Source organism: Tropicimonas isoalkanivorans, assembly GCF_900112335.1.
Classification (GTDB): Bacteria; Pseudomonadota; Alphaproteobacteria; order Rhodobacterales; family Rhodobacteraceae; genus Tropicimonas; species Tropicimonas isoalkanivorans.
The window spans coordinates 208,319-228,776 of sequence record NZ_FOLG01000005.1 but is presented as its reverse complement, the minus strand read 5'-3'; the positions used below and the strand labels follow the sequence as shown (position 1 = coordinate 228,776).

Here is a 20,458-nt window from a genome sequence, read left to right as displayed (position 1 = left end):
AAACCGAGGAGTTGACGCATTCTTGGTCGGGCGCTCAATTTTTAGGCTCCGCTGGGCAGTACCTCCAGCCAGATCGTGACAGGCCCGTCATTGACCAATTCCACAGCCATGTCGGCCCCAAACCGGCCCGTTTCGACCGTGGGGCCAAGGCTGGCGAGATGGCGCGCGAAGAGCTCATAGAGCTTCCGTCCGGTCTCGGGGTCGGCGGCTTCTGAAAACCCCGGTCTGTTGCCCCGGCTCGTGTCGGCGGCGAGGGTGAACTGGCTGACCACAAGCGCCGCGCCGCCGGAGTCCAACAGCGCGCGGTTCATCTTGCCCGCTTCGTCGTGAAAGATGCGCAATCGGGCGAGCTTGGCGGCCAGTTTCTCGGCGTCCGCTTCCGTGTCGCCCCGCATGGCGCAGACGAGTGCCAGAACGCCGGGTCCGATAGCACCGATAACCTCGCCGTCCACTGCGACGCTGGCCCGCGTGACCCGTTGGATCAGTGCCCTCACAGGCCGAGCTCGGCCGCAGTCGGTGGATTGGCGCCAGCGCGGCTGACGGTGACGGCGGCAGCGGCGCTCCCGAGCTTCAACGCGTCTTCCAACGCAGCATCTGGAATGTCGGCGAGCCGCGCCTTGGCCAGATAGCCGGCGCGGCGCAGCCCGTCGAGGAAGCCCGCGTTGAACGTATCGCCCGCGCCGACGGTATCCACCACGTCGACCGGCGTCGCCTCCGAGAAGAGGGTGCGCCCAGTCATGTAGGCGGTCACACCCTTGCTGCCTTCGGTGACGCAGATCACTTTCGGACCCCAGGTGAGAAGCGTGGCCGCGAGGTCTGCGAGTTCGCCCTCGCCAGCGATCCATTTCAGATCTTCGTCGGAGACCTTCACCACGTCGGCCGCACCGATCATCCGCTCGATGCGGGCGCGATAGGCGGCCTCGTCCTTGATGAAGGTGGGGCGAATGTTCGGGTCGATCATGACCAGCCGATCGCCGCATTCGCGCAGTGCGAGCGCCTCGTAAGCCGACGCGCAGGGCTCAACCACCAGCGAGATGCCCCCGAAGAAGATCGCCTCCACGCCCTCCAGCGCCTCGCGCGTGGGCAGGTCGCCTTCCCCGATCATACGCCCCGCCGTCCCCTCGTCGTAGAAGGCGTACTTGGCGTGCCCCTCGGTCAATTCGACGAAGGCGAGCGTGGTGGGCCGGTCGGAGCGGGCGCAGAGCGCATAGTCAACCCCGCTGGCCTTCAGCGACGTTTCAAGCTTTCGGCCGAAGAGGTCAGTAGACAGCCCGGTGAAGAACAGCGAACGCGCCCCAAGCCGGCCCAGGGCGATGGCGGTATTAAACACCGAGCCTCCCGCAACGGGGGCGAAACAGGGCTCCGCATGGCTCGACGTGCGCGGCAACATGTCGATCAGGGCCTCTCCAGCACTCAGGATCATTGGGTCACTCCCTCCAGGTAAGCGGTGGATCGTTGGTAGCGCCCCGGCCGCCGGAAATCCACTACGGCAGGACCACATGCGGCAGGTCAAGGCGGCAGTCCCGCGGCAGGATTATACTGCGCCGCGCAGGGACTCCCATTGAGAGGAGGAGACGATGGTCGAAAAATCGCACACCAGCGGCTTCTGGCCGAGCCTGTACGAACCGTTCCGCGGGCTGGGCGAGCGGATGACCGACTGGGTTGCCCCGGCGTCGGAGGCATCGGGGAAAGACAACGCCTACAAGATCAGCGTGGAACTTCCCGGCGTGGCCGAGAAGGACATCGAATTGGGCGTGGAGGATGGTGTGGTGACCCTGTCCGGTGAGAAGCGGACCGAGCGGGAAGACAAGGGCGAAACCTGGTTCTTCAGCGAGCGCCAGTATGGGTCCTTCAGCCGTTCCTTCCGTCTGCCGCCGGATGCGGATGCCAAGGGTCTGGATGCGCACCTGAAGGACGGCGTGCTCACGATCACGGTCCCGAAAAAGGCGCCGACGCCAAGCCCGGCCAACAAGGTGAAGATCCGGACCAGCTAGGGGTGCGTCGCTCCAAAACCACCTAGGGAGGCGTTCAGAACCCGATCGAAACGCCGCCGGAGTCCGCGGTTTGGGAGAGGTAGAGAAGGCCCGCGGCGATGATCGCGCCAAGGATGACGGCCAGTGCGATCTTCCAGGCCGAATAGGGGCGCTCGCCCTTCACCTCGCCTGTGCGGGCGTTCACGACGAACCGGTAGGATTTCCCCCGGAACCTGTAGGCGGCAAGCCACATGGGCAGGAGGATGTGCTTGAATGTCACCCCTGCGTGCTCGGTATCTGCGCGGCTGATCTGCTGGTGGTCGCCGCCGATGTCGCGCCGGATGTCCATAGCGATCACGGCGTCCATCTTCTGCCGGGCATAGGCGAAGCCGGGTTCGAGATCGACCGTGTAGGCCTCTGCAATATACCCGGCGAGGTATTCGGGCTTGAACGGCACGAGTTCGGCGAGGTCCCACGGGTCCAACGCGTCCACGTATTCGCGCGGCAGGCTGTCGGCTGCGAGGACAAGCACGTCGTCGAAATTTCGCGCCACCCGTCCGCGCACGTTCCGCCAGCGCGTCTTGCGCACCTGCACGTTCTGCCGCTTGCCATTCACCATACGGGTTTGCGTAACGTAATAGTCGTCGCCTCGGCGGCCGGAATAGTCCGTCCGGGTCCGGGAATCGTAGGTCCAGAAGGGCACGTAGACGCCCTTCATCTTGCGCCCCTTCCGCGCGTATTCCTTCAGGCCGCCCGGGGCGAACCAGAGCCGCCCGAGCCAGGTCGACATCGCCTTGCGCGCGGTCTCCTCGGTCAGGGCGAAGGGCAGGACGGCAGTGGGCTTGAGGTGGCGTTGCCTGCCGGTGTCGGTCACCACGGGGGAGGCACAGAACGGGCATTCGCCGGCCTGCTCGTACTCGGCCAGTTCGAACGTCGCGCCGCAGCTTTCGCAGTGGGCGGTCCGAGCCGTGACGATCTCCTCCGCCGGCAAGCCCTGCCGCAGGGCGCTGGCGTAGTCCAGTTCCTGAAGCGCCTCGACCCAGGCAGAGCGGCCTCCGGCGCTTACCGGCTCGACGTAGCCGCAATGGTCGCACACCAGGCTGCCGCGTTCGGGGGAGAAGCGCAGATCCGCGCCGCAGGTGGGGCAGGGGAAGCGATGGATATCGGTCGCCGCTTCCACACCGTCGTCATCGTCGACCAGATCCTGTGCCATTCGGGGCCGTGTCTCTCGCTGCTTCCCGTGCAGTGCTATGCCCGGGCGACGCCCATGGTCAAGCCTTCCGCCCCAAGGTTGCAGGCGCCTGCTTGGCATGAACCGCGCCGCCGATGACATGGGTCATGGCGGCGTCAGCCGTCTCGCCCTACGCTCGGTGTATGCCGCCCGGTGCACGCGCGCCGGGCGCGGGAAAGGAGGGAGGACATGTTTGCGCGAGACATTCCGATATGCGCCGCGGTGGTGGCCCTTGCATTGGCCGCGCCAGCCTATTCGGCCGAAGAGGGCGAAACATTCGTGGTCGAGGCTGCCTATGCCGCGGTTTCGGCGGGGGACGTCGATGCTGCCGTGGACATGCTGACGGAGGACGCCGTTTTCGCCGTCGTGCCGGCGCCGGGCCGCATGGGCGCGCCCGCACTGGCGGGCAAGGAGGCGATCCGCGGCTGGTGGGCCGGCACCTACAAGGATAACGGCCGCGTGGAGGTGAGCGACCTAAAGCTCGACGGCGGACGCGCGACGTTCACCTGCCTGTACTATGGCGACCACTTTGAGACGTTGGGCATTTCGCCGGCCGAGTTCGACGGCACCGCGATCTTGCGAGACGGCAAGATCCGCGTGCTCGTCTGGTCCTACACCGAAGCCTACGAGCCGAAGCTGAAGGCGGCATTTGCCAAGGCCGCGAACTGACGCCCGCGGCCTTCGCTCGTCCGTCAGGCGCCCGGCGGAGGAGGCGGCGGCAGGATGGTGAAGAGCTGCGCCAATTCCTGCACATCCTCGGCTTGCATCCAGCCGTCCTGACCAGGCGTCCAGACAAAGGTCTCGCGCGTCAGGCTGCCCTCGCGCGCCATCCGTCCCATGTCCGCCTTGGAGTAGGGGCCAGAGGTCTCGCCCGACTTGGCGACGTGCCAGACATGCTCGACCGGCGGTGGGGGCGGGGGCGCAGGTTGCGCTGCAGGGGGAGCGGCTTCGGGGTGCGGCGCGGGTCCCCAGGGGCCGGAAGCATAGCCGCCCCGCGCCATCTGATTGCCCATCGCCATGCCCATTCCCGCACCGAGGCCCGCGGCCATGCCGCCACCCGCCGGGTTTCGCGCCGCCTCCGTCATGGCTTCGGCAGCGGAATACTGAGTGAACTTGCCCAGATCGCCGGCCAACCCCATGGACGTCCGCTTGTCCAGCGCGGCCTCGACCGCCGGCGGCAGGGAGATATTCTCGATATAGAATTCCGGCATGGTCATGCCGTAGTCGGCGAGCACCGTGCTGACCTTTGCCGCGATCAACTTGCCCATGTCGGCGGTGTTGGCGGCCATGTCCAAAACCGGAATGCCCGAGCCCGCCATCACGCGGGAGCTTTCCTGCACGATGATGTTGCGGATCTGGTAGGTGATCTCGTCCGTGGTAAACTCGCCGTCTGTGCCGACGATCTCGGTCATGAACCGTGCGGGGTCGGTGACGCGGACCGAGTAGGTGCCGAAGGCCCGGATGCGGGTCGGGCCGAACTCCGGGTCGCGCAACATCACCGGATTCTTCGTGCCCCACTTGAGGTCCGTGAAACGGGTGGTGTTGACGAAATAGATCTCGGACTTGAACGGCGAGCGGAAGCCGTGGTCCCAGTGCTGGAGGGTCGTCATGATCGGCATGTTGTTGGTCTCCAGCAGGTAGAGACCGGGGGTGAACACGTCCGCCAACTGCCCCTCGTGCACGAAGACCGCCGCCTGGCCCTCGCGCACGGTCAGCTTGGCGCCGTACTTGATCTCGTGACCTTCGCGCTCGAACCGCCAGACCAGTGTGTCGCGGGTATCGTCCGTCCAGTGAATGACGTCGATGAATTGGCCGGAAAGAAAATCGAGAATGCCCATGGGGCGCCTCCCTGTCTGAATTACCTCAACTCTCGCCGCCCATGAGCTCCCTGGCAATCGTTTCCACGATGGGGCGGGCGGTGGCTGCGTCCATACCGGGCCTGAGCCGCGGGTCGTAGAGGATGCGCAGCAGCAATTCGTCGTGCCGGGTCAGCAGCGCGAACTCCTCGTCGTCGTTGAAGATCGACGGGCGGGCAGACGGGCTGTCGTTGGCAAGACCGAGCCCTTGCGCCACCTCTTCGTGCAGGCAGGACAGGCGCAACAGGTCAGGATGTTCGGCCCGGATCACGGCGATGGCCTGCGTGTAGGCCGGGTTGTCTCCACGCGAGAGAGCGAAGACGAGGCAGAACGTGTCTCGTGGCATCGATTCGATGGCGCCGACCGTCATCTCGTCGATGCCCGGAACGAGCGAACGCAGCCTCGACCCATAGCCACGCCGTTCGTTCTCGTGGAGCACGAGCACGTGGAAGTTGGCGTTGGAGCCGGTTGTCGTGGCGATCGGATGGCCCGTCGCCCATGCCAGCCGCTTCGCGTAGGCATTCAGTGCTGCCGTATCGGTCTGGCGTTTGTCAGGCGGAACCGTTTCGCCGAACGCGATATCCAGCCACACCGGTATCTCCCACCGTCGCAACTGGCTCTCTGTCTGTTCCGGCACCAGTTGACCCGCGCGGGAGACGTATTCGTCGTAAAGCGCGACGCGGACGAAGTTCGCCGCCAGATTATGGGCGGCAAACGGCGTGTCGTCGCCGCCCGGGTCGGTGCGGAGCAGCCCCTGTGCCTTCAGGTCGGACTGAACGCGTTGGTAATGCCGTTCGAGGTCCCGGGAAACCTGGGACCGGACAGGGAGCTGTGGATCGACTGCACGTGCGGGAGCCTCTGGCCGAGTCGGCGGAATGGGCACTGGCCCGCGCGGCGCCGTCGCCTCGCAGGAACTGAGGATCGCCAGCGCCGCCACCAGCAATCCCGCGCGTGCCCCGCCCCCGGACACGTTCAGCGTGCCGGAACCGACGTGGCCGTGCTGTCGCCCAGGCCCGTCTGGCGCGCCTTGGCCGAGGCCAGCGTGTCGCGCAACTCGTGCTCCATCCGTATCAGCTCCTCTTCGGCCGCCGCCCGGCGCGCCTTGCCCTCGTCGGCAATGGCGAGGCTCTCGTTGATGGTGGCGATCAGGTCGGCATTGGCCTCCTTCACCGCCTCTATGTCGAACACGCCCCGCTCCATCTCTTCGCGCACGATCTTGTTGCTCTGACGCAGGTTCTTGGCGTTGGAGGTCAGAAGATCGTTCGTCAACTCGTTGGCCTCGCGCACGGCCCCCGCCGCTTCGGCCGACCGCTGAATGGTGACCGCCTGCGCAAGCTGGGTCTCCCACAGCGGAACCGTGTTGACCAGTGTCGAATTGATCTTGGTGACCAGGCTCTTGTCGTTTTCCTGAACCAGCCGGATCGAGGGCAGGGATTGCATGGTCACCTGCCGCGTGAGCTTCAGGTCGTGGACGCGGCGCTCCAGATCGTCGCGCGCCGCTCGCATGTCGCGCAGTTCCTGCGCCTCCATCACCTGCTCGCCCTCCGGCGCGGCCTGGACTTGCGCTTCCTTGGCAGGGATCGCGCTCATGTCCATCTCCGACAGCTTCGCCTCGCCCGCTGCGATGTAGAGCGCCAACTCGTTGTAGAAGTTCAGCGTCTTCTCGTAGAGGAGGTCGAGCGACTTGATGTCTTTCAGCAGCTTGTGCTCGTGTCCGAGAAGTTCATCGGTGATGCTGTCAATCTGCTCCTGAACATCCTCATAGCGCGCCACGAACTTCGCGAATGGTGCCGTGCGGCCCAGTAGCCGTTCCCACCAGGAGCGCTTGCGCCGCACATCCAGTTCGGAGACGGAAAAGCCCCGGATCGTCGTGACGATATCGCGAAGGGAATCCCCCGCGGGTCCGACGTCCTTGTTCTTCACGTCCTGCAGCATGGCCTGGCTGATTTCCTGCAGCTCGGACTGCGCCGCAGAGCCGAAGGACACGATGGAATTCGTGTCCCCCATGTCAAGTTCGTCCATGCGCTTGCGAATCTCGGCGCTTTCCACGGTGCCGGCCTGCTCAAGGGGCATGATATCTGCGGCCGGCGCGGGCTCCGGCAGGGTCACGTTGGTGACTTCCTTGACCTCGATCACGCTCTCCGCGGCCTTCTTCTGCACTTCTTCCGACATGTCTTCCTCCTGAAATCGCATTCTCAATTCATTCTGACGCCTTCGCGTTGCAACCGGTCGCGCAGCACCTCGATCTCCACGTCGAGGGCCGCCCGGTCGGACACGAGAAGCGTTTCGGTCTTGGCGCTGAAATTCCGCTCCAGATCGTCCAGCAGAGCGATGTAGTTCGCCCGGGCTTCCGGATCGCGCCTGCGGGAATAAATATCGGCAAACTTGACCGTGGCCTCCGCGGCGCCCTGAAGGTAGACAACCAGGAACTTGCGGGCCGCGGTCAGGTCCCGCGGGTCTTCCTCGACCGTCCGGCACATGTGCCGCGCCGTCGCCTGGAAGCCCTCCACGCGGCGCTCCAGCTTCCGGTCGCCGGCTTTGGCAATCGCCTGACCCATGCGGGCAAGCTGCTCTTCGGCCTCGTCAACCACGCGCGCCACGCGATCTCGCTGGAAATCGTCGACCCCATCCACGTTCTTGTTCGCCAGGGGGTCGATGCCAAACGCAGTAAGGTGGAGCGCCACGGCAACCGCGCCATAAATCAACGGTTCAAGGATCCCGCCCGTCTGATGAGAAAATGAAGCGAGAAAAACGCCGAAGCCGGCCAGCGCCGCCGCGAGGATCTTGCGCGGAAGGGCGGGCCGCCGCGCGACCTTGCGCGCCTCGTAGGCGGCCTCCGCCTTCAGCCCCTCGGAGAGCGTGTAAACGCCGAAAACGAGCACCGCGGCGGCACCCAGGTCGAGGGCCATGCCCGTCGCACCGTGGCCGAACGCACTAAAAAGCAATGGGATTGGTGCGAGATACAACAGGTTCACCCGTGCCGCGCCACGTGCGCGCTCAGCCTTCGGCGCGAGCGGCGCCGCGCTCGATGTATCCGCCTCGTCAGAGTCGGGAGAATACTTGCCGCCGAACCGCTGCGCCATCAGTCCGCTCCGATCAGGCCGAACGAGACGCCGAACACCAGGACCCAGAGGAGAATGAAGGAAATCCGCGGGACGAGGCCGCTTTTCATGGGGCCTTGATCGAAGGCCTTACCAGCCGAGCCGGCAACGGCCATCCCGGCGAAAGTGATACCGATTACCAGCGCCGCCATGACAGCGAACGCCAGTACGAGAGAAACGAGGATTCGCATGGGGTTGCCCCTTTGGCCGCACCTGATCTTGGTTATACGACATGGTCTTGACACCGGCCAGCGTCAAGGCGCGGGACCGACGGACTTCTTCTGCCGCCCAACCAATCCTGGCTTGCCGGTAGCCGCAGGGCGTGCCGTCACGGCCCAGCGGATATACATAAGCCGCTAGCAATAAAAAACGCCGCGCCCGGGGGCGCGGCGTTCCGCACTGTCCATGTTGCCGTCGGTTCAGAAGCCGAGGCCCTCGTATTTCTTTTTGAACTTCGACACCCGTCCGCCGGTGTCCATCAGCTTCTGCGAGCCGCCAGTCCAGGCCGGGTGCGAGGAGGGGTCGATATCCAGCGACAGCTGGTCGCCTTCCTTGCCCCAGGTCGATTTCATTTGGACCACGGTGCCGTCGGTCATCTTGACGTCGATGACGTGGTAGTCCGGATGCAGATCCTTTTTCATCGCGCCAATCCTTACGACTTGGATTTGTAGTTGGAATCTTCGGCGATCCGGGCCGATTTGCCCCGTCGGGACCGCAGGTAGTAGAGCTTCGCCCGGCGAACGCGGCCGCGCCGCACGACGGTGATGCTCTCAATGTTCGTCGAATGCAGCGGGAACACGCGTTCCACGCCCTCGCCGAAAGAGATCTTGCGCACTGTGAAGGAGCCAGCGATGCCCTCGCCATTCTTGCGGGAGATGCAGACGCCTTCGTAGTTCTGCACCCGGCTCCGCGAGCCTTCCGTCACCTTGTAGCCGACGCGCACAGTATCGCCGGCCTTGAAGTCGGGAATCTCGTTCCCGAGGGAGGCGATCTGTTCGGCCTCCAGTTCCGCGATCAGGTCCATCTGAACGCTCCTCTGACTGCTTGCGGTTGCCCCGCAAAGGTTTCCTGCGCCCCGGAGCTCCGCGTCTTCATCGGGTCCGTCCGTGCCAGTGGCACCGCGCCCGCGGGAGGTCAGGTCGTCATTGCTTAATCGGTTCTGCTGCAGGGCGGCGTGCCCGGTCGAAGAAGACCGGCACGATGGACCCGCCCAAAAAACAAAACCACCCGAGTCGGCTGCCCGCTCGGGATGGCAGCGTCCATAAGCGAAGCGGCGCGCCATTGCAAGCGCGCCAACCGCGATCCGCCGGCTTCTTGTTGGCAAAATACCCTCGGGGGGAGCGCCCCGGACCGGGGCGCGTTGGGGGGCAGACAGCCCCCCGCCTCACCCCTTGGGATTGCGGGCTACCCAGGCCTCCCACAGGTCCGGCCGCCGTGCCCGTGTGAGTGCCTCCGCCTGCGCGCGCCGCCATTCGGCAATCCTGGCGTGATGTCCGGAAAGCAGCACCTCCGGCACCGATTGTCCGCGCCATTCGGTCGGGCGGGTGTATTGCGGATGCTCCAGCAGCCCCTCGGAGAAACTCTCTTCCTCCGCCGACGCCTGGTTGCCGAGAACCCCTGGCAACAGCCGTACCGTGGCGTCGAGCATCGCCTGCGCGGCAATTTCTCCGCCGGTCAGGACGAAATCCCCCAGGCTCACCTCCTGGAGTCCATAAGTGTCGATCACTCGCTGGTCGACGCCTTCGAACCGGCCGCAGAGCATGGTCACGCCGTCGGCCTGCGACCACCGCCGCGCCGTCGCCTGATCGAACCGACGCCCACGCGGGGACAAGTACACCCGTGGCCATCGGCCCGGGTCCACAGGTGCGCCCCTCAGCGCCTCGTCCAGAGCGCGCGCCACAACGTCGGGGCGCAGCACCATGCCTGCGCCGCCGCCTGTGGGCGTATCGTCCACGTTCCGGTGCCGTCCCTCGCCGAAGCGGCGCAGGTCGATCGCCTCCAGCGCCCAAAGCCCCTCCTGCAGTGCCTTGCCGGTCAGAGACTCCCCTAAAACACCCGGGAAGGCATCCGGGAACAGGGTGACGATCCGCGCCGTCCACGCGCCTGCGAGCCGTGGCGTCTCCCCCATCAGGTCGCGGGGGACAAGCGATGCCGTGATCGACAGTCTGCCGTGGGATCTGGGGGTATCAGCCATTCTCGCTCAGGTCCTGATGGATGTCCTCGACTCGTTGCGCGAGGCTGACCAGCGCCTCGGCGAGCTCCGGATGGCCGCCCTCGATCTGGTTGGCGATGTCGAGCAGCCGCGCGACGGTGGGAAGGTCGGCGTGCGTGGTGGGAAAATCGTCCAACAATGCACCTGCCAGCCGCAGGAAATGCGCCAGCGTCACCGTGTCGGCGGCCGCGACGATCAACTCGAACGCCTCGGCCATGCGACCCGATCCGATTTCCTGCCAGGCCAGCGCGCCGTCGGAGGCCAGTATCAGCGCCGCGTGGCGATCGCGACGAGTGCCGGTCCGCTCCGCGCGGTGCAGGAAGGCGTCGAGCAGGATGCTACTGCGGACCTCGCCATCGAGCGGAATCAGGATCGCCCGCATCTGGTCCTCCGACGCGCCGTCGGCGGGCAGGGCATCCAGGTCGCCGTAGGCCACGGCCAGAGCCGCGGCTTCGGACCCGGTGGGGTGCTTCAATGGCAGGTCCGGATCCTGTTCGAGGATCTCCTCCGCGTCGTCCGCGAACGCGTTCAGCTTCCGCAGAGCGGTTTCCAAAAGCGCCTCCGCCTCGGCCTCTCGCTTCGGTTCCCAGATGAGCCGGCCAAGCGCCAGCGCGCCAAGCCCCATGACAAGCCATGCCATAAGTGGCGCAGTCACCTCGATCCCGAGCAGGATCCGCAACATCGCTCCAAGCCCAAGGCACATGGAGGAAAGCGCGAATTGCAGGACTACGGTTGGCAGGATGAACGCAGCGCCGTCCCGGAACGGCTCCACCCGCATGACGGCGACCCACAGAAGGAACAAGCCGGCGAAGGGCACGACGGCAAAGTAGGACGCCCCGGTGGCTCCGGCGCCGACGGGCGCGGCATAGAACAGCGCGGCGACGAGCCAGAGCGCGGAGCGCTTCATCAAAAGAGCCCTTCGGGCGGGTCCGCAACAATCCGGCCCGCGGCGATGTCCACGGTTGGCACCGCCTCGCGGGTGAAGGGCAGAAGGACGGTTGTTTTCAGGCCGGGGCCGTGGATTTCCAACATGTCGCCTGCCCCGAATGCCTGCACAGCGCGCACTGTGCCGAGCAGGTTGCCGCCCGTGTCGCGCACCTCCAGTCCGATCAGGTCGGCGTGGTAGAACTCGTCTTCCGGCAGGGGTGGCATCCGGTCCCGGTCCGCGTACAGGCGAGCGCCCTTCAGGCTATCCGCTTGTTCCTTTGTGGAAATATCCGTTAGCCGAGCCGCCAAGCCGTTCTTGACCGGTCGCGTGAGCGTTACCGAAAAACTACGCCGGCCATCCTCGGTATGAAGCAGGCCATAGGCGGCAATGTCCTCCGGGATGGCGCAGAAGCTCTTGAGGCGCACTTCGCCCTGCACCCCGAACGCGCCCGCGATGGCGCCGACGCAGACACGGTCAGTCACTGGCAGGCACTCCCTCGCAAATGCCCGAAGTTCCAACACGTCCGCCGGCGTCGCGGCACAGCCCATCGAGGGCCGACTGCTGCAACGAAAGCCCGGCGAACAGGCCGCCGCCGAAGGCAGCGGCCAGAAGGATCAGGCGAAGCATGGCACCGCTCTGAGTGGCAAGGCTTACTCAGCGCTCGCGTCTTCGGCGGGAGCGTCGGCTTGCGCAGCTTCGGCGGCCTTCGCAGCTTTCTCCTCGGCACGCTCCTGCGCCTTCTTGCCGGGCTTCGCCTTCTGCGGGTTGGAACGCTCGGACTTCTCTTTCACACCGGCGGCTTCCAGCATCCGGCTGATGCGGTCGGTCGGCTGGGCGCCCTGGTCGAGCCAGTACTTCACGCGCTCCATGTCCATCTTGACGCGGTGCTCGGAGTCCTTCGGCAGCAGCGGGTTATAGGTGCCCAGCTTTTCGATGAAGCGGCCGTCGCGCGGCATGCGGCTGTCGGCGGCGACGATCGAGTAGAAGGGGCGTTTCTTGGAGCCCCCACGGGCGAGGCGGATCTTCATGGCCATTGTGTATCTCTCCTTCGAATGGCGTTGGTGCAGACGTCTAGGCGCCTGTCATTCCTGGTGTTTCTTGTGGTGTCGGATGACTTCCTGAATGATGAAACTCAGGAAAGCCTTGGCGAATTCGGGGTCCAGGCCGGCCCGGTCCGCCAGGTCTTCGAGCCGTGCGATCTGCTGCGCCTCGCGCGCGGAATCGGACGGGGGAAGGTCGTGTTCGGCCTTGAGCCGGCCCACGGACTGGGTGTGGGCGAAGCGCTCGGCCAGGGTGTAGACGAGGATTGCATCGAGCCGGTCGATGCTCGCGCGGTGCTCCTTGAGCAGTTCCGCGGCTTTGGAAACGGGATCGGTCATCGCGCGGTCCTCCGGGAGGCCGGTCGGTTGAAGCGGGCGGACGACGGGACCGAAAGGGCGGCGAATTCAGTCAATGGCGTATCCTTTCGGGCGGAACAGAGGATCGTGGTAGGACCGGATTTCCATCTCGATCCCGTCGCGAAGCTGGCCGTCGCGCAGCCGGGCGGGGGACGGGTGGCGGTAGACGACATCGTTGCCGTCGACGGAGGCCGCTTCCTTGTCCTTCACGGCGCCCAGCCGTTCGGCCAGACGGATCGAGTCGAGGTCCTTCGGGTCGAGGTAGGAGACGGCGGTTTCCCAGCCGGCGACGTCGTAGAAGTACCGACGTGCCCGGTGGGTCGCCTCCAGCGCGAACCCATGGCCTGTCTTTTCCGGCCAGATGAACCAGGCGATCTCGCGCTCGGGCCACTTGGGCGGAAACCATCCGCCCGCCATGCCCAGTGTCTCGCCCGTCTCGCGCAGGTGGATCATCCACATGCCGAAACCGCGGATTTCCCAATGGCCGATCTCGGCGGCGTAGAGCATCCAGATTTCGTAGGGGTTCAGCGGCCCGCCCATGAACCGCGAACGGTAGGAGGCGAAGGTCGCCTTGAAATTCGGATAGTCCTGCGGCTCCGGCCCGCGCAGGACCAGCCGCTCCGTCTCAAGAACGGGGATGTCGCGGTGTCCCATCAGGCGACCCTCCGCTCTGCTGTCCAACTGCGCGCCATCACTCGAGGCCACCCTTCCGGTGCCGCCAAACGGTCACATCGTCGCGATTGTCCCCCTCCGGACGCGCCGCATCTGGGTCAATCACGGCACCCATCCGGCGGGCGAGGGCGGCGGAGCGGGCGTTGCGCGCACCCATGTAGGAAACGCAGGTCTCCCATCCGAGCCCGTCGAAGACCCATCCGTGAATCTGACGCATCGCCTCGGTCATGAACCCCTCGCCCTCTCCTGCCGCGGACCAAAGGCACCAGCCGAGTTCCAGTTCCGGCCAGGGCATCGGATGCCTGGCGCCGGCATGGCCCACGGGTTCGCCGGTGTCCCGCCGTTCCAAAACGAACATGCCGTACCCGCGCAGCACCCAGAGGCCGGCCAGGTTGCCGAAGGCGCGGGATGCCTGCATGTGGTCGGCGACCGGCCCGCCCATGTAGTGCGTACGCTCGGATGCGAGGAAATCGGCGAAAGCCGGAAAGTCCTCGACCCGCGGCGCACGCAGGACAAGCCGGGACGTCAGAAGGGTTGGGATGGGAGGCTGCGGGCTCACGCGTACGCCTCCACGCTGCCGTCCTCGTCAGCCGCCGGGTGGCGGTAGACCAGGCAGTCAACGCCCTGAGGACGCGCCGCCTGCTCGTCCAGGCGGCAGCCAAGACGTTCGGCGATACTGATGGACGCCAGGTTTTCGCGGGTGAAATAGCTCACGAGGCCTTTGATCCCGCAATGGGTCACGATGTGCTCGCGCAGGGTCATCGCGGCTTCGGTCGCGAAGCCGCGCCCCTCGTAGCCGTCGAACAGCGACCACCCCAGCTCCGGCTCGGGGAAGTGCGGCGGGCGGGTAACCGCAACGAACCCGGCGGGCTCCCCGCCGACCTCGATCATGAGCCCGCCGTACCCGTAGAGCGGCCAGTGGGCGACTTCGTTGGTGAAACGGCTCCAGGCATCGGCGCGGGAGTAGGGGCCATGCAGACCCGACGCCCGGGGCGAGGCGAGAAAGGTCGCGTAGGATTCGAAATCTTCCGCCCGGTAGGGGCGCAAAACCAGCCGCAGGGTCCGAAGGGTGGGAGGCTGTGCCCCCTCCTTCCTGCGGCGGGAGGCGGGAACCGTGACGCGTTGAGACCGGACGGGCCCCGGGTGGCGGTACACGTCATGCGGGCCGATGGAGGCGGGATAGATCGCTTCCAGGTCGAGCGTGGCGCCCATGCGTCGGGCCAGGGCAATGGCGCTGCGGTTCTCGGAATGGATGTAGGTCACGGCGGTGGACCAGCCCAGCGTTTCGAACGCGTGGCGCCGGGCCTCCATGGCAGCCTCGTAGGCATAGCCATGACCCGCGAAATCGCCGGACCAGAGTTGCCAGGTGACCTCCGGTTCGATGAAGGAGTCCGGATAGTGCGGCCCGATCAGGCCGATGGCCCCCGGCAGGTCATTGCGTTCGACGACGAAGCGGCCGAAACCCTTTGTCTGCCAGTGGGCAAGGATCGCTTCGAAACGGCCCCGCGATTGCCGCGTGCCGACGATGGGACCGTGTGTGGCGCGCCAGTCGGAGCCGTAATAGCTCTGGTAAGCGGCCATGTCGGAGGGCAGAGGCCGGCGCAGGATCAGCCGTTCGGTTTCGAGACGTTCGGTCATCTGGTGCCTCCCGGCTGCGGGTGGCGGAAGACGTGGCAGTCCGGCGCGTGCGGCGGCCGCGTGGCGGACGCGTCGGGCACGGCACCGAGCCGACGCGCCAGGGCAACTGAACGATCGTTGCCAGCGGCGATGTAGCTGACGGCGGTGGTCCAGCCCATTGGGCCGAAGGTGTGGTCTCGCACGGCACAGGCAGCCTCGAAAGCGATGCCCTTGCCTTCGTAGCCCTCGTAGACCGTCCAGCCGATCTCGGGCTCGGGCCACGTGCCCGGATACCACAGGCCGGCATGGCCCGCGGGGGCGTCGGAGCCCTTGAGGGTGATCGTCCACATGCCAAAGCCCTGCATCGTCCAGTGGCCGATCATCGCCGCGAAGGCGCGCCACGCGTGGCGCTCTTCGAGCGGCCCGCCGGTGAAGCGGGAGCGTTCGGTGGCGAGGAAGGCGCGGTAGGCCGGGTAGTCCGCCGGGCAGGGCGCGCGGAGCAGGAGGCGGTCGGTCTCCAGCACCGGCACGTCGATCACGATTCGTGTCATGCCGAACCTCCGGGGTGGGGGTGGCGAAAGACCAGGTCCTCCGGGTCCGGGCGGGCGGCGGCCTCGTCGCGGGTGGCGCCAAGGCGTTCGGCCAGACGGACGGAGGGGGCGTTCTCGGGCGAGACGTAGCTGACGAGCGTTCGAAGACCACGCGGGCCGAAGGCCCAGTCGCGCGCGGCGGAGGCGGCCTCGGCGGCGTAGCCCTGGCCCTCGTGTTCGTCGTACAGCATCCATCCCAGCTCGAACTCGGGAAAGAAGTCGGGCTTGTTGCAGCCGACCTGACCCAGAATGGCGCCATCGGCGCGGCGTTCGACCGTCCAGCCGCCGGAATTGGTGAGCGACCAGCTTCCGGAATCGGCGGCGAACCACAGCCACGCCTGCTTGCGCGTGAAGGGGCCGCCCATGTGGACGGCGCGGTCGGTGGCCATCATGGCGGCAAAGGGCTCGAAATCCTCGACGCGCTGCGCGCGGAGGGTCAGCCGGTCGGTCGTGAGGGTGGGGGCGTCAGGCATCGCGTGCCTCCGCTGCAGTGTGCACGGGTTCCCTGCGCGGCAAAAGCAGCCAGTGGCCGGCAACCTCCGTCGGCGCCAGGCGTGAAGCTCTGCGCGCAGCCGGTGCGGCTGGGATATGCTGCTTTCCGAGGATCACGCCGCGCGCCGCCAGCCACCCGAGCGGGCGGGTACGGGGTGCCGGAACACGAGCGCTTCGGTCCCGTCATCGCAAAACGGGTCGCCGATGGCGCCGCAACTCCGGGCGAGCGCGGCGCTGCGACGGTCTTCGGCGTCCACCAGGCTCACGATCTCGCGCCAGCCAAGACCGCGCGCGGCGAAGTCACGCGCCGCATGGACGGCCTCCGGGGCGAGCGTGTCGGCATCGGCGGTGTCCCAGAAGAGCCATCCCAGTTCGGGCTCCTGCCAGCCGGTCGCGTGCCACGGACCGGCGAGGCCGAGCGGCTCGTCGCAGCCCTTGGCCAACACGGCGAAAAGGCCCGTGCCGCAAAGGTCCCACTGGCAGACGATCGGCACGGTCTGTGCCAACGCCCGAGGGCCGCACAGCGGGGCTGTAGAGAGGCGAGGCGCCCCTGCCCGAAGGCGCGCGAGGAGGCTACCGATATCCGACTGGGTCGGACGGCGCAGGAACAGGCGGGTGGTTTCGAGGACGGGTGCGCGCATGGATCTACTTCTTCTTTCCGAAGCCGGAGAGGCCGGGGGGAAGGGCCATGCCGCCCCCCATGCCGGGGAAGCCGCCGGGCGCGCCGCCGCCGGGCATCCGCCCAAGCGCCTTTGCGGCCTTTTCCACGTCGGCCGGGTTCATGTCCGCCATCTCCTTGGGCATCCCGCCCTTGCCGAACATTCCGGACATCGCCTGCTTCAACAGGCCTTTCTTGCCCATCTTCTTCATCATGTCGGCCATCTGGCGGTGCATCTTCAGAAGCTTGTTGAGGTCCGACACCTCCAGCCCCGCTCCGGCGGCGATCCGCTTCTTGCGGGAGGCCTGAAGGACCTGCGGTGCGGCGCGTTCCTTCTTGGTCATGGAATTGATAAGGGCGATCTGGTGCTTAAGGATCTTGTCGTCGAAGCCCGCCTCGGCGACCTGGGCCTTCATCTTGCCCATGCCGGGCATCATGCCCATTACGCCTTCCATGCCGCCCATCTTGATCATCTGCTCAAGCTGGGCCCGCAGGTCGTTCATGGAGAACTGGCCTTTCTGGAAGCGCTTCATCATGCGCTCGGCCTGTTCGATCTCTAGCGTTTCCTGCGCCTTCTCGACGAGGGAGACGATGTCGCCCATGCCCAGAATTCGGCCTGCGATACGCTCGGGGTGGAACTCCTCCAGCGCGTCCATCTTCTCGCCGAGGCCCACGAACTTGATCGGCTGGCCGGTGACATAGCGCATGGACAGCGCCGCACCGCCACGGCCGTCGCCGTCCATCCGGGTCAGCACCACGCCGGAGATGCCAATGCGGCTGTCGAAGTTTTCCGCCGTGTGCACCGCGTCCTGGCCGGTCAGGCCGTCGACCACCAGCAGTGTCTCGCGGGGTTTGGTTACATCGCGGACGGACTCGACTTCGGCCATCAGTGCGTCGTCGATGGAGAGCCGTCCAGCGGTGTCGAGCATGTAGACGTCATACCCGCCGAGCGTGGCCTGCTGCTTCGCCCGCTGTGCGATCTGGACTGGGGTCTGGCCCTTGACGATGGGAAGAGTGTCGACGCCGACCTGCGTGCCGAGGATGGCGAGTTGCTCCATAGCGGCGGGGCGGTTGACGTCAAGCGAGGCCATGAGAACTCGCTTGCCGTTCTTCTCCTTGAGCCGCTTGGCAAGCTTGGCTGTCGTCGTCGTCTTGCCGGAGCCCTGCAGGCCTACCATCAGGATCGGCGCGGGCGGGCTGTCCACCTTCAGTTCGCCGGGGGTCTCGTTGTCGCCGGCAAGGAAATTCACCAGCTCGTCGTGGACAATCTTGACGACCTGCTGGCCGGGGGTCACCGACTTCGTCACTGCCTGGCCGGTCGCCTTGCTCTCGACGGCCTTGATGAAGGAGCGGGCCACTGGCAGCGAGACGTCCGCCTCAAGCAGGGCCACGCGAACCTCGCGCAGTGCCGTGCGAACGTCGTCCTCGGACAGCGCGCCCTGCTTGGTCAGGCGGTCAAAGACGCCGGAGAGGCGCTCTGATAGATTCTCGAACATGCCCCGGCCCTCCTTCGGCCCTTGATTTCCGCGTCTGGCCCTCATGTAAGGAGCCGGTTCCCAAACCACAAACGCACCAGTGGGCGCGACGCGCTGACTGGTGGCGATCCCCCACGGAAGGGGGACCGGAAGCTTGCACTCCCGGGTGTGTGGGCCGGTCGGTACGCGTCGGTGCGTTTTGAGTCAAGTCCGTTCCGACAAGAGCTTAGCGTGTCTGTGGATATGTGGCAGCCGGAGACGAGGTTACACCCCGCGAATCAAGGGTTGGCACATTCCCGGCGTGCGTGGGGCGGCTTTCTGGCCCTCACGGTCTGACGGAAACAATTCACCCTTACCCGCGGTGACTGTGCGCACAAGCAGCGAACGGCCTGCCGATTTGTTCAGGGTGAATTGGCAATCCCGGTTCGACATAATTAGAGAATGTGTTGGATGCCCGTAATTGGTATTGGGTGTCTCGTTTTTGGTAGATGAGGTTTAGTATGTGCGTTGTGAAGAGCCTTGAGAAATCCGTTCAGGCGTTTGAAGTCGTGCCTACCGGGGCACGGATTTTCGCCATGAAAAGTGATTTCAAAGGTCCCGGCGGCACCTGGCGAGGTGGTCTCTGGTACGTCGGATTTAAGAGAATTCGAGCCGTTTTGATCCCTGATGATGGGGGGCGTCCCGTCGCTCTGACAGGCGAATGGACGCGGTCGCAGCCGGCGACGGCGATGGCTGAGACGTTTGCTCGTATGGCCGCGGGGGTCGAGCTCGAGGAAGTTTGACGGGGGCGACCCCGATACATTCGGGACAGTCGCGCGAGGTGCACTGGCGTGCTAGCCTCCGATCAATCGGGGTAACTGTCGCCGGGGTCACATCATGACATCCTTTTCTTGCGGAATTGCGGTCGGCCTGGCCCTGCTGGCCGCACCTGTGCAGGCTGCTTCCCCAAGCTTCGACTGCGCCAAGGCCGGTACCGCGACGGAACACGCCATCTGCGCTTCCGATGTGCTCGCCGGTCTGGACCGGCACCTGGCGGAGGCCTACCGAGCGGCGCGGGCCGGTGCGGGCGAGACCGGTGTGGCGCAGATCCGGGCCGATCAGGTCGCCTGGATTGCGCGGCGCGATGCCTGCGGGGGCGACGCGGGATGCATCGAAGACCGAATGGAGGCGCGCCTGCGGCAACTGCAGTCGCTGCTTGCGAACGGCTTGGCGGACAGTGGACTGTCGGGCGCCTATTGCGCGGGCGCGGACCTTCTGCTCGTCGAAGATGACGGCGGATCGGTCGAATTCAGCATCTCGAGCTTCCAGGGTGGCGGGCATAGTTGCGGAACTGGGCGGGTGCGGGCCACGCAGTCCGGTCCCGAATACGTTGGGCAAGCGGACGGGTGCAGCTTTCGCCTCACGGTTGCGGATGATCGCATTGTCTTCACATCAGGCGGGGAACCGGAGTGCCGGCAGTTCTGCGGTGCGCGCGCGTCGTTCGGTACCCATATCTTCCCGTTCTCCACACGTCGCTCAGCGCCCCCAGAATGGACGACGGCCGGGGAATCAGGAGGCTGCTAGCTCCGAAATCCGAGGCCAGCTGAGGACGTTTCGGACGTCGCAGGCGGCGCCTGCAGCCGGAGATCAGGATACGTGGCCATATCCAGCCGTAGCTGACACCAGCGTTGCGGACGATCGCCGCCCCGTAAACCGTCAGAGCAAAGTGGCTCAGGGGTCAGTGGAGAGGGGCATTTCTTCTCTGCGCGGGCTCGACGGATTGGGCCACCCTACGGTCGCGCGGCGTCCGCTGGCGCGCGCTCATCAATGCGACGGTCGCGCCGGCGAGGATATAAATCACCGTCAGGGTATAAAAGCTGAGGGGAAGTAGGATCAGGGTGGCCGCGGAGAGAACGACAACTGCGGCGGCAATCATTAGGATACGCTTCATAACACTCCAGACTCAGGCATGCCGAGTGCGGCGAGCGCACACAGGCGGGCTTCGGTTTCACTGATGTACCAATCGTTCACGGAGACGATGCGGAGCGCGGCGAAATCTTCGCGCATGGCAGTCTGCAAGGCGGTTGAGGAGCGGCTCTCCGGCAGGCCTTCCCTCAGCCGCGTCGGGTTGCGGGGCAAAACGCCGTGCGCCAGCAGCCAACGGCCGATCTCTGCGGCGGCCCCGGATGGCGCGTCCGCGCGCAGGGGGCCGGCGGCGCTCAAAACGGTGGCGGCGGCACAAGCGGAGAGGACGTCACGGCGTTTCATACGAATTTC

The 20,458-nt window shown here is 66.0% G+C and carries 28 protein-coding genes; 3 read left to right on the top strand and 25 right to left on the bottom strand.

Going from position 1 to position 20,458, the window contains the following annotated elements; all coding sequences use genetic code 11:
- Positions 1–41 precede the first annotated feature (41 nt).
- Complete coding sequence (dtd, locus tag BM075_RS11400) at positions 42–494, bottom strand: D-aminoacyl-tRNA deacylase (protein ID WP_093360797.1); 453 nt, start codon at positions 492–494, stop codon at positions 42–44.
- Positions 491–1,423 (bottom strand): carbohydrate kinase family protein, encoded by a 933-nt coding sequence (locus BM075_RS11395; protein WP_093360796.1) that lies wholly within the window; start codon positions 1,421–1,423, stop codon positions 491–493. The genes dtd and BM075_RS11395 overlap by 4 nt, the downstream gene beginning before the upstream one ends.
- 154 nt (positions 1,424–1,577) lie before the next feature.
- Between BM075_RS11395 and BM075_RS11390 the strand changes: the two genes are divergently transcribed.
- The gene (locus BM075_RS11390) at positions 1,578–1,994 is read left to right on the top strand and encodes an Hsp20/alpha crystallin family protein (RefSeq protein WP_093360795.1); all 417 of its coding nucleotides are present in this window, start codon (positions 1,578–1,580) and stop codon (positions 1,992–1,994) included.
- 34 nt (positions 1,995–2,028) lie between these two features.
- On the opposite strand, the gene BM075_RS11385 is transcribed toward BM075_RS11390, so the two are convergent.
- Positions 2,029–3,186 (bottom strand): TFIIB-type zinc ribbon-containing protein, encoded by a 1,158-nt coding sequence (locus BM075_RS11385; protein WP_093360794.1) that lies wholly within the window; start codon positions 3,184–3,186, stop codon positions 2,029–2,031.
- Positions 3,187–3,393: 207 nt separating this feature from the next.
- Here BM075_RS11385 and BM075_RS11380 point away from each other — a divergent pair, with 207 nt between their 5' ends.
- Positions 3,394–3,873 carry a nuclear transport factor 2 family protein gene (locus BM075_RS11380; RefSeq protein WP_093360793.1) on the top strand — a complete coding sequence of 160 codons (480 nt, stop codon included), beginning with the start codon at positions 3,394–3,396 and terminating at the stop codon, positions 3,871–3,873.
- Positions 3,874–3,896: 23 nt separating this feature from the next.
- Here BM075_RS11380 and BM075_RS11375 read toward each other — a convergent pair whose 3' ends face one another.
- From BM075_RS11375 to ffh, 20 genes are all read right to left on the bottom strand, one after another.
- Positions 3,897–5,042, bottom strand: coding sequence for an SPFH domain-containing protein (locus BM075_RS11375; RefSeq protein ID WP_093360792.1), 1,146 nt, complete (start codon positions 5,040–5,042; stop codon positions 3,897–3,899).
- 25 nt (positions 5,043–5,067) lie between these two features.
- Positions 5,068–5,997 carry a DUF2927 domain-containing protein gene (locus tag BM075_RS11370; RefSeq protein WP_245758822.1) on the bottom strand — a complete coding sequence of 310 codons (930 nt, stop codon included), beginning with the start codon at positions 5,995–5,997 and terminating at the stop codon, positions 5,068–5,070.
- Positions 5,998–6,032: 35 nt separating this feature from the next.
- Entirely contained in the window at positions 6,033–7,232 is a 1,200-nt protein-coding gene (locus BM075_RS11365; protein WP_093360825.1) for a toxic anion resistance protein, read from the bottom strand.
- Between the two features lie 23 nt (positions 7,233–7,255).
- A complete protein-coding gene (locus tag BM075_RS11360; protein ID WP_093360791.1) occupies positions 7,256–8,143 on the bottom strand; it encodes a 5-bromo-4-chloroindolyl phosphate hydrolysis family protein in 888 nt (295 codons plus the stop codon).
- On the bottom strand, positions 8,143–8,352 hold the full coding sequence (locus tag BM075_RS11355; RefSeq protein WP_093360790.1) for a hypothetical protein: 210 nt from the start codon (positions 8,350–8,352) through the stop codon (positions 8,143–8,145). The genes BM075_RS11360 and BM075_RS11355 overlap by 1 nt, the downstream gene beginning before the upstream one ends.
- A 228-nt stretch (positions 8,353–8,580) precedes the next feature.
- Positions 8,581–8,802: a 50S ribosomal protein L31 gene (rpmE, locus tag BM075_RS11350; RefSeq protein WP_093360789.1), complete on the bottom strand. Its 222-nt coding sequence runs from the start codon at positions 8,800–8,802 to the stop codon at positions 8,581–8,583.
- A gap of 11 nt (positions 8,803–8,813) precedes the next feature.
- Positions 8,814–9,185, bottom strand: a complete 372-nt coding sequence (gene rplS / locus BM075_RS11345) for a 50S ribosomal protein L19 (RefSeq protein WP_093360788.1) — start codon at positions 9,183–9,185, stop codon at positions 8,814–8,816.
- A 360-nt stretch (positions 9,186–9,545) separates the two neighbouring features.
- The gene (trmD, locus tag BM075_RS11340; RefSeq protein WP_093360787.1) at positions 9,546–10,355 is read right to left on the bottom strand and encodes a tRNA (guanosine(37)-N1)-methyltransferase TrmD; all 810 of its coding nucleotides are present in this window, start codon (positions 10,353–10,355) and stop codon (positions 9,546–9,548) included.
- The gene (locus BM075_RS11335) at positions 10,348–11,280 is read right to left on the bottom strand and encodes a hypothetical protein (RefSeq protein ID WP_093360786.1); all 933 of its coding nucleotides are present in this window, start codon (positions 11,278–11,280) and stop codon (positions 10,348–10,350) included. The genes trmD and BM075_RS11335 overlap by 8 nt, the downstream gene beginning before the upstream one ends.
- Complete coding sequence (rimM, locus tag BM075_RS11330) at positions 11,280–11,783, bottom strand: ribosome maturation factor RimM (protein ID WP_425445191.1); 504 nt, start codon at positions 11,781–11,783, stop codon at positions 11,280–11,282. Before rimM ends, BM075_RS11335 begins: the two co-directional genes overlap by 1 nt.
- Positions 11,776–11,928 carry a hypothetical protein gene (locus BM075_RS24420; protein ID WP_177208312.1) on the bottom strand — a complete coding sequence of 51 codons (153 nt, stop codon included), beginning with the start codon at positions 11,926–11,928 and terminating at the stop codon, positions 11,776–11,778. Before BM075_RS24420 ends, rimM begins: the two co-directional genes overlap by 8 nt.
- 23 nt (positions 11,929–11,951) lie before the next feature.
- Complete coding sequence (gene rpsP / locus BM075_RS11325; RefSeq protein WP_093360785.1) at positions 11,952–12,335, bottom strand: 30S ribosomal protein S16; 384 nt, start codon at positions 12,333–12,335, stop codon at positions 11,952–11,954.
- Positions 12,336–12,383: 48 nt separating this feature from the next.
- Positions 12,384–12,680 (bottom strand): chorismate mutase, encoded by a 297-nt coding sequence (locus tag BM075_RS11320; protein WP_093360784.1) that lies wholly within the window; start codon positions 12,678–12,680, stop codon positions 12,384–12,386.
- A 66-nt stretch (positions 12,681–12,746) separates the two neighbouring features.
- Positions 12,747–13,352 carry a GNAT family N-acetyltransferase gene (locus BM075_RS11315; RefSeq protein WP_093360783.1) on the bottom strand — a complete coding sequence of 202 codons (606 nt, stop codon included), beginning with the start codon at positions 13,350–13,352 and terminating at the stop codon, positions 12,747–12,749.
- 37 nt (positions 13,353–13,389) lie between these two features.
- On the bottom strand, positions 13,390–13,929 hold the full coding sequence (locus BM075_RS11310; protein ID WP_093360782.1) for a GNAT family N-acetyltransferase: 540 nt from the start codon (positions 13,927–13,929) through the stop codon (positions 13,390–13,392).
- Positions 13,926–15,008: a GNAT family N-acetyltransferase gene (locus tag BM075_RS11305; RefSeq protein WP_093360781.1), complete on the bottom strand. Its 1,083-nt coding sequence runs from the start codon at positions 15,006–15,008 to the stop codon at positions 13,926–13,928. Before BM075_RS11305 ends, BM075_RS11310 begins: the two co-directional genes overlap by 4 nt.
- The gene (locus BM075_RS11300) at positions 15,005–15,538 is read right to left on the bottom strand and encodes a GNAT family N-acetyltransferase (protein ID WP_093360780.1); all 534 of its coding nucleotides are present in this window, start codon (positions 15,536–15,538) and stop codon (positions 15,005–15,007) included. The genes BM075_RS11305 and BM075_RS11300 overlap by 4 nt, the downstream gene beginning before the upstream one ends.
- A complete protein-coding gene (locus BM075_RS11295; RefSeq protein WP_093360779.1) occupies positions 15,535–16,050 on the bottom strand; it encodes a GNAT family N-acetyltransferase in 516 nt (171 codons plus the stop codon). The genes BM075_RS11300 and BM075_RS11295 overlap by 4 nt, the downstream gene beginning before the upstream one ends.
- Positions 16,051–16,182: 132 nt before the next feature.
- A complete protein-coding gene (locus tag BM075_RS11290) occupies positions 16,183–16,710 on the bottom strand; it encodes a GNAT family N-acetyltransferase (protein WP_093360778.1) in 528 nt (175 codons plus the stop codon).
- A 4-nt stretch (positions 16,711–16,714) separates the two neighbouring features.
- Positions 16,715–18,223 (bottom strand): signal recognition particle protein, encoded by a 1,509-nt coding sequence (gene ffh, locus BM075_RS11285; RefSeq protein ID WP_093360777.1) that lies wholly within the window; start codon positions 18,221–18,223, stop codon positions 16,715–16,717.
- Between the two features lie 855 nt (positions 18,224–19,078).
- Between ffh and BM075_RS11275 the strand changes: the two genes are divergently transcribed.
- Positions 19,079–19,765: a lysozyme inhibitor LprI family protein gene (locus BM075_RS11275; RefSeq protein ID WP_093360775.1), complete on the top strand. Its 687-nt coding sequence runs from the start codon at positions 19,079–19,081 to the stop codon at positions 19,763–19,765.
- 154 nt (positions 19,766–19,919) lie between these two features.
- On the opposite strand, the gene BM075_RS24645 is transcribed toward BM075_RS11275, so the two are convergent.
- Both BM075_RS24645 and BM075_RS11265 read right to left on the bottom strand, forming a co-directional pair.
- On the bottom strand, positions 19,920–20,132 hold the full coding sequence (locus BM075_RS24645) for a hypothetical protein (protein WP_093360774.1): 213 nt from the start codon (positions 20,130–20,132) through the stop codon (positions 19,920–19,922).
- Positions 20,129–20,449: a hypothetical protein gene (locus tag BM075_RS11265; RefSeq protein WP_093360773.1), complete on the bottom strand. Its 321-nt coding sequence runs from the start codon at positions 20,447–20,449 to the stop codon at positions 20,129–20,131. Before BM075_RS11265 ends, BM075_RS24645 begins: the two co-directional genes overlap by 4 nt.
- Between the last annotated feature and the right edge of the window lie 9 nt (positions 20,450–20,458).